The organism is Kitasatospora sp. MBT66, from assembly GCF_000710405.2.
Taxonomy (GTDB): domain Bacteria; phylum Actinomycetota; class Actinomycetes; order Streptomycetales; family Streptomycetaceae; genus Kitasatospora; species Kitasatospora purpeofusca.
The window spans coordinates 85,393-86,686 of record NZ_JAIY01000012.1; the positions used below are offsets into that span (position 1 = coordinate 85,393).

Genomic DNA, 1,294 nt, shown 5'->3' on the forward strand with positions numbered 1-1,294 from the left:
CCCTGGAGGGCGTGCTGGCGCGGCTGCCGGGGCTCTCCGACCGGGAGCGCCTCTGGCTCGGCAAGGGGCTGTGGAGCCCGCTGGTGGCGGTGCCGCCCAAGCGGCTGCTGACGATGGCCGAACGGTCCGCCGAGCGGGCGCTGCACGGAAATGTCGGATTCCTCAGCTGGCCGGTGCCGGAGGTACCGCGATGATCTGCCCGCACTGCTCGAAGGACCTCATCCAGCGTCAGCGGACCGGGCGCCGCTGCACCTACTGCCGCGAGGAGTTCGCGCTCGACCCCAAGATCGACGGCGCCGGGCTGCACGACCTGCGGATCCGCAAGGCCGTCGGGAAGCTCTCCGACGGGGGCCGGCTGGTCGTCACCGCCGGGCAGCTGAACCACTCCCTCCAGCACCGGGGGCGCCCGCCGCAGAAGTACCGGGGCGACAAGGCCGTCGCGGGCGGACTGTTCGTCCCCGGGGGCATCCTGACCCTGATCGGCCTCGGCACGATCCTCACCCCGTTCGGCCCGTGGCTGCTGCTGCCGGCCGTCCTGCTGATCGGCTTCGCCATCCGCCAGTGGATGCTGTCGGACGTCCCCGCACCGGACGAGTCGGTCCACTCCCGCTGGACGGAGGACGAGTTCCGCAGCACCGTGCTGGACCGGTGGCGGACCACCTACGGCTCGCTGCCGCCGGGGCTGGTGGACGACGGGCTGGTCCGGGCCGGACCGCCACCCGCCCACCCGGCCTTCGTGCTGCTCTGCCCGGACCGGACGGTCATCGCCTTCCTGCACGCCAACCGCTACCCCGAACGGCACCGCGCGCTGCTGGTGCGGGACCTGCGCGAGGTCCCGGCCGGACTGCCGCTGGTGGTGCTGCACGACGCCTCGCCCCAGGGCCACCTGCTGGCCGCCGACGCGCGCGCCGCCCGCCCCGGCCCGCGGGTGCTGGACGCCGGGCTGTCGGTGCGCACCGTGCTGGTCGACCAGACCAAGTACACGCTGCTGCGCGACCTGTACCGCCCGGAGGAGCTCTACCTGCGCCTGCAGCGGTCGGTTCCCGAGCTGACCGGCAGCCAGCGGGAGTGGTTCGCCGAGGGCTGGTGGACCCCGCTCGCCGCGCTGGCCCCGAAACGGCTGCTGGCGATCGCCGACCGGGCCGCCGAGCGGATCACCGCGCCGCCGACGGCCGGGGCCCCGGCCGCCCGACGGACCGGACCGGTGCGCTCCCCGGCGGCGGGCCGGCCGGAGAACCCGCTGGAGCCCCGCCGCCGGGCGCTCGCCGTCGGCTTCATGAGCTGGCCCGAACCC

General features: G+C 75.3%; 2 protein-coding genes. Both read left to right on the forward strand.

Going from position 1 to position 1,294, the window contains the following annotated elements:
- A partial coding sequence (locus BI06_RS32765) for a hypothetical protein (protein ID WP_043474419.1) occupies positions 1–194 on the forward strand: 194 nt, incomplete at its 5' end.
- The coding region (locus BI06_RS51485) for a hypothetical protein (RefSeq protein ID WP_043474422.1) at positions 191–1,294 on the forward strand (1,104 nt) is incomplete at its 3' end. The genes BI06_RS32765 and BI06_RS51485, both read left to right, overlap by 4 nt.